The sequence below is a fragment of the Petrachloros mirabilis genome, from assembly GCF_975968855.1.
On the sequence record NZ_CDLUDY010000246.1, the window covers coordinates 1 to 6,742 of the forward strand.

The following is a 6,742-nucleotide window of genomic DNA, read 5'->3' on the forward strand; positions in this document are numbered from 1 at the left end:
GATCACAGACGAGCTGCTCGATCTGTATGCAGGTGAAGAAACGATCGCCAAGTATATCGATATGCCGCTGCAGCACATCAACGACCGAATGCTCAAACGGATGCACCGGTTGGGCGACCGTGCAGCCATTGAGGAACTTGTGCACCGCATTAGGGCCCGCATTCCAGGCCTGACCTTCCGCACCGCCTTTATTGTGGGGTTTCCGGGAGAAACCGAGTCAGATTTCGAAGAGTTGAAACGGTATGTCGAGGAGACGGAGTTCGACCGGGTGGCAGCCTTTCTTTATTCCGATGAGGAACAGACGCCGGCGGTGGAATTAAAAGATAAGGTCGATCGGTACGTGGCCGAAGCCAGGCGGAACGAACTGCTCGCGGTTCAAGAGGTCATCGCTGCCGAGAAGAATCGTGACAAGATCGGCTCGATTTGCGAAGTCATGGTAGATGGCCTTTCAGAAGAGACCGAACTTCTGTTGGAAGGCCGCCATGAGGGTCTCGCGCCGGACATCGACGGTGTCGTGTACATCAACGATGGTGAGGCGGATCCCGGTGAACTCGTAAAAGTGGAAATCACCGAAGCAGCAACCTATGACTTAGTCGGCCATATCGTTAGGTGACGGCCGATCCGCCGAACTTCCTTTGCCACTGCATAAGAAGGTTAACAAGATGAACAGGATATCCACACGATGACTGCACTGAAGAAAGACTCCGTGGTGCTCCTCATCCACTGCAAGGACAGGAAAGGGATCGTCGCACGCGTGTCGGGATTCATACACGACTTTGGCGGGAATATCCTCGACTCCGACCACCATACCGACGAAGAGACAAATGATTTCTTGATGCGGATGGAATTCTCCACAGAGGGGTTGCAGGTTCCTCCGGACGAAATTCCGGCGGCCTTCTCTCCCATTGCCAAGGTCTTCGGGATGAGGGTGGAGGTCCATCTGTCCAGCCGACGGACGAGGGTGGGCATACTGGTGTCGAAGCAGGACCATTGTTTGGCCGACTTACTTCAGCGGCACAGACGCGATGAGCTGCACATCGACGTGCCCGTCATTATTTCGAACCACGACACCTGCGCTGGCTGGGCGGATCTGTTCAAAATTCCTTTCGCAGTCTTTCCCGTCTCCAAAGAAACGAAGCCACAGCAAGAACAACAGGTTTTCTCGCTCCTGAAAGAGAAAAGCGTCGAGCTGGTCGTCATGGCGCGGTACATGCAAATTCTCAGTGCAAACTTCCTCGCTCACGTCGGCTGTCCGGTCATTAACATTCACCATTCGTTTTTGCCGGCATTCATCGGAGCGAACCCCTATCGGCAGGCCTATGAGCGAGGCGTGAAGATCATCGGGGCAACAGCCCACTATGCGACGGAAGATCTCGACGAAGGCCCTATCATCGAGCAGGACGTCATCCGAATCGGACATCGTGACACGGTCGACGATCTGGTGAGGAAGGGGCGCGACCTGGAAGAACTCGTTCTGGCGAGGGCCGTTCGCCGCCACATCGAACGGCGGGTGCTCGTGTATGGAAGGAAAACCGTGGTGTTCGATTGAGACGGTTGGAACTGACGGGGATGGGCAGCTCCCATCCCCGTCGGGCTGCCTTAGACCTTCGCGCTCAGGAATAGTGACGCCCCGCGCCGGTTGATCAGAATCAAAACATTCTCTCCTTTCTTGACCACGGACGAGATCTGCTCAAATTCCTTCACTGATTTGACCGGCTTCCTGTTGATTTCCCGGATTACATCACCAGGCATCAAACCGGCCTTTCCCACCCCGCTGTCCGGATCGACGCTCGTGACAACCACACCCTGCATGTTACCCTTGAACCCCAATTGCTTGGCCGTCTCGCGATCCAGGTCTTGGACGGCCGCTCCGGCAAAAGCATAATCCCCTTGTTCTTCAGCCTCAGCTTTCGCGATTTTTGCGGTGTCCGGTTGTTCGCCAATTGTGATCGTTAGTTCCTTCGCATGGCCATCGCGAAAGACTTTTACCGGCACTTTCGAGCCGATCGTCGTTCCGGTCACCATGCGCTGGAGGGCCACCGCATCCTCTACGGCCGATCCTTGATAAGAGATCACCACATCGCCCTGTCTCACGCCTGCCCGATCCGCAGGGCTGTCTACCTTCACATCGCTGACCAAGGCTCCCTTGGCGTCTTTGACTCCGAATGATTTGGCAAGGTCTTTATTAAGGTCCTGGATAGCAATCCCCAGATAGCCACGAACGACCTTGCCGTTCTTGATCAGGCTTTCATAAATTGGCTTCCCCATGCTGGTCGGAACAGCAAACCCGACCCCCTGATAGCCACCGGTCTGTGAGAAAATTGCGGTGTTGATGCCGACAAGCTCGCCGCGAGTGTTGACCAAGGCGCCACCGGAATTACCGGGATTGATGGCGGCATCGGTCTGGATAAAATCTTCGTATTGAGTGATGCCCATGTGGCCCCTGCCCAGTGCGCTGACAATGCCGAGCGTCACGGTGGAGTTCAATCCGAAAGGATTTCCCACCGCGAGGACATACTCTCCGACCTGCAGCTTCGAAGCATCGCCCCAGGGTACGCTGGGAAGATTCTGGCCCTCAATTTTCACCACAGCCAGATCGGTCTTTGGATCAGTGCCGACAATGGTCCCCGTGAACTCACGTTTATCCGGAAGCGTCACATGCACTTCTCGCGCATTGGCGATGACGTGGTTGTTGGTCAGGATGTAACCATCCGCTGAAACGATCACACCGGAGCCTTGCCCGCCGCCGCGGTGGCCACGAGGCTCACCCGGACCTTGGGGACCGCGGAATCCACGCGGTCCGAATGGCCCGTTGGGACCCCCAAAAAATTCCTCCATACGATCGCGGAACTCATCCTGCCTGTTCGGTCCCTCCGAAACCGGGTCAGCCATGACGGTGGTAATGTTCACGACCGCCGGAGTCACAGCCTTAGCTACCTCCGCAAAACCGCTGGCTGGAAGAATCGGAGCGGTGGCCGTTGTTGGCCCCGGCGACGAAGCTTGAGATGCGTGAGACATCGTAATGGATACGCTTCCAACTAGAAGAAGTGCAACGCTGAGCGCCGCGATGCCAAATGCTGTTTGGATCCTTCGACTCGTAGATTCTTGCATATCTCCCTCCCTCGCTAGTTCAAGCTTATTGGACAGAAGTTGTATACGCTGCATGAGCAACGTAACAACGTGCGATGAGAGATCGATTAGGAGGGTATTAGAAGTTGTTAAGACACCGAAGAGGCGAGAGGTAATGTAACGGTAAAGGTGGATCCTTTGCCCTCTTCGCTCTCCACCTGGATGCGGCCATGATGGGAATCGATAATCCAGGCGCAAATGGCAAGGCCCAATCCGGTGCCTTTTTTGGAATGGGTCCGCGCGTCGTCGGTACGGTAGAAACGATCAAAAATTTTGGCTTGATCATCCCGAGAAATTCCGATGCCATGATCTGTGATCAGGACCTTGGCCTGGCCGGTTTCCGTGTAGAGGGTGATCTCGACAGATCCGCCGGATTTCGAATACTTGACCGCATTGTCGAGCAAATTGAGGAATAGTTCACGGAGCCGGAGTTCGTCACCTAACACGGTAGCCGGTGCGACCATTCCGAGCACCACTTGCACATTGCGCTCCTGTCCTAGCAAGGAGGCCTGCCGATGGACGTCTTCAAGGAGGGACTCGAGCTTCACGGGCAAACGTTCCATCTTCACTTCGCCCATATCCGCCCGAGAGAGAAAGAGCAGCTCATCGACAATGCGGGTCATCCGGTCAATTTCTTCCAGGTTGCTCTCCAGCACGACGGTATAGTCTTTTGCTTCCCGGGGCCGGCGGAGCGCCAGCTCTGTCTCCCCTTTCATAACCGTCAGAGGCGTTCGAAGCTCATGTGATGCATCGCTGCTGAACTGGCGGATCTGCCGGAAAGACGTTTCGAGCCGTGCGATCATGTTGTTGAAGGTGCCAGCCAGCCGTCCGATTTCGTCCGGAGAGGGAGGGACCTTCAAGCGTTGGGTCAGATCGCCCGCGGCAATCCTTTGTGCGGCCAACGTAATATCATCGACTGGCCGCAACGCCCGTCCAGCGAGAAACCAGCCTCCTGCCAGTGAGACGGCCAAGGCCAAGGGCATGGTGACGAGCAGAACCAGCAGGAGACGATTGAGCGTTTCTTCGACGGATTCCATCGAGGTTCCGACCTGTACGATGTAAAGCAGATTCCCGCGATACATGATCGGCACTGAAATAAGCCGGAGGGGAGGCTCCTTCGGGTACTTGGCCGATTCGAAGATGGTTTTGCCAGTAAAGGCCACGTCCAGAGCTTCACGGCTCAGGGGGAGTTCGTGCTGCTTGACGTTGGGTGAGCGAATCGTAATAGTTCCGGAGGGGCTGAAGATCTGGAAAAACTTGTCGATGCGGGCCAGTTCCGGAAACTGCGACATCAGTTCGTTTTCGTCGATCAAAGGCAGGAACCCCCGCTCCTCAAGGGAACGAACTGCTGCGACGGCGGTTTCCTCCAACGATTGATCGATCGCATCACGAAGGCTGCGGGCGGTGACGATGTAGAGGACAGCCGAGAACACAATCAGGATCAACGCGAGGGCGCTACCGTACCAGAGCGTCAATCGCAGGCGCAGTGGCATCTAGTCAGCCTTCAGCATGTATCCGCTTCCGCGGACCGTATGGATCAGCTTCTTCATCCGGCCGCGATCGATCTTGTTGCGGAGATAGTTGACATAGACGTCGATGACGTTCGTGAACGTGTCGAAATCCTGGTTCCAGACATGTTCGGAGATCATCGGACGAGTCAATACGCGGCCGGTGTGGCGCATGAGGTATTCCAGAAGGGCATACTCCTTGAGGGTCAAATCGATCCGCTGGCCGCCTCTGGTAACCTCCCGTGTGGCGGGGTTCAAAATCAGATCGTCGACTTGAAGCACGCCTGCGCTGTCGGTCGTGCCTCGCCGTAGGAGGGCCCTCACCCGAGCCAGTAATTCGTCGATAGCGAACGGTTTGGTCAGGTAATCATCCGCGCCGGCGTCGAGGCCCTTGACGCGCTGATCTACTTGTGATTGCGCAGTCAGGATGAGTATCGGTGTCTGAAGCCGTTGTTGTCGGATGCCTTTAACGATGTCCAGGCCGGAGAGCGAAGGCAGCATGAGATCGACGATCACGGCGTCATAATTGGTAGCGAGCGCCATTTCCAATCCCTTGGCGCCGTCCTCGCAGAAATCCACCGCATAACTTTCTTCTTCGAGTGCGCGCTTAATGAAACAGCCGACTTTGGTTTCGTCTTCGACAACAAGTATTCGCATAGCAGTATTCGGATTATAACAAACCTTCGACCGCGGATCTCCAGTGGATCCATCCGTCTTGAATTGGCGATCTCTTACTGGATTGAGGAAGTTCTCCTGATTTGCGGCGCTCGAAGCTCGCGAAATCGTACTTGGAGAAATTGGGGGCGGCATGGTAACCTTCGGCCCGCGCGGTGTTCGTTCGCGCGAGACCACCTGACTCAGAAAGCGAACAACCCATCATGGCGACCCCGGAAGTGGTGAATCTAGCCGATACGTTTATCCATCGACACCTTGGCCCGACTGAATCCGACATGCGCGAGATGCTCGCGCTGCTCGGCCTCCAGTCGCTTGAGGCCTTGAGCGAAGCCACAGTGCCCGGCGACATCCGTCTCCGTCGCGAATTGGGCCTCCCTCGACACCGCAGCGAGCAATCAGTGCTTCAAGAACTCCGAGGCCTGGCCGACGACAATCGTGTCTATCGGTCTTTCATCGGCATGGGATATTACGATTGCATCACGCCGGGGGTCATTCAACGTAACATTTTTGAGAATCCAGGCTGGTACACTCAATATACGCCCTACCAGGCGGAAATTGCGCAAGGCCGTCTCGAAGCTCTGGTGAATTTTCAGACGATGATCACCGATCTCACCGGTCTGCCGCTGGCCAATGCCTCTTTGCTGGATGAGGCTACAGCCGCAGCAGAAGCCATGGCGATGTGTCAGGCTATTGCCCGCGGAACCGGACATGAGAGGAAAGAATTTTTCGTTTCGAAAGACTGCCATCCGCAGACGATTGCCGTCATGCAGACAAGGGCGGAGCCGCTCGGGATAACTCTTCACGTGGGCCGTACGAAAACCCTCGATTACGGCAATCCCCAGTTGAGCGGCGTTCTTCTGCAATATCCGACGACCGACGGCTATGTGGGCGACTACAGTGCCATTGTCGAGCAGGCCCATAAAGCAGGGGTTCTCGTGGTGGTGGCGACAGACCTGCTCGCGCTCACGATCCTGCGGCCGCCCGGAGAATTCGGCGCCGATATCGCAGTCGGTTCAAGCCAACGGTTCGGCGTTCCTATGGGATTCGGGGGGCCCCATGCCGCGTTCTTGTCGACGAAAGAAGACTACAAGCGGCAGATGCCCGGTCGAATCGTAGGGGTGTCGAAAGACCGGGACGGCAAACCCGCGTTTCGGCTGTCCTTACAAACCCGCGAGCAACACATCCGCCGCGAGAAGGCCACGAGCAATATCTGCACGGCCCAAGTTCTTCTTGCCATCATGGCCGGCATGTACGCCGTCTATCACGGCCCGTTGGGACTGCGGCGGATTGCCGAGCGGGTTCGTGGGCTCGCGGTTGTGTTGGCCAAAGGACTCCGGCAACTGGGCTTCGATCTCGGGAATGAAGAGTTCTTCGACACTCTCCGGGTGCGTCTTCCGAAAGCTCAGAGCAATCAGATCCTTGTACGTGCA

At 56.2% G+C, this 6,742-nt stretch carries 6 protein-coding genes; 3 read left to right on the top strand and 3 right to left on the bottom strand.

Annotated features, from left to right (window positions below; genetic code table 11):
• Positions 1-613: radical SAM protein (locus ACWVCN_RS10190; protein ID WP_455245544.1), on the top strand; the 613-nt coding region annotated here is incomplete at its 5' end.
• A 69-nt stretch (positions 614-682) separates the two neighbouring features.
• Positions 683-1,549 carry a formyltetrahydrofolate deformylase gene (purU, locus tag ACWVCN_RS10195; RefSeq protein WP_455245545.1) on the top strand — a complete coding sequence of 289 codons (867 nt, stop codon included), beginning with the start codon at positions 683-685 and terminating at the stop codon, positions 1,547-1,549.
• Positions 1,550-1,599: 50 nt separating this feature from the next.
• Here purU and ACWVCN_RS10200 read toward each other — a convergent pair whose 3' ends face one another.
• The 3 genes from ACWVCN_RS10200 to ACWVCN_RS10210 all read right to left on the bottom strand — a co-directional run bounded on the left by ACWVCN_RS10200 (position 1,600) and on the right by ACWVCN_RS10210 (position 5,294).
• The gene (locus ACWVCN_RS10200; protein ID WP_455245546.1) at positions 1,600-3,111 is read right to left on the bottom strand and encodes a DegQ family serine endoprotease; all 1,512 of its coding nucleotides are present in this window, start codon (positions 3,109-3,111) and stop codon (positions 1,600-1,602) included.
• Positions 3,112-3,218: 107 nt separating this feature from the next.
• A complete protein-coding gene (locus ACWVCN_RS10205; RefSeq protein ID WP_455245547.1) occupies positions 3,219-4,622 on the bottom strand; it encodes a sensor histidine kinase in 1,404 nt (467 codons plus the stop codon).
• Complete coding sequence (locus ACWVCN_RS10210) at positions 4,623-5,294, bottom strand: response regulator transcription factor (protein ID WP_455245548.1); 672 nt, start codon at positions 5,292-5,294, stop codon at positions 4,623-4,625.
• Positions 5,295-5,515: 221 nt separating this feature from the next.
• Here ACWVCN_RS10210 and ACWVCN_RS10215 point away from each other — a divergent pair.
• Positions 5,516-6,742: glycine dehydrogenase (locus ACWVCN_RS10215; protein WP_455245549.1), on the top strand; the 1,227-nt coding region annotated here is incomplete at its 3' end.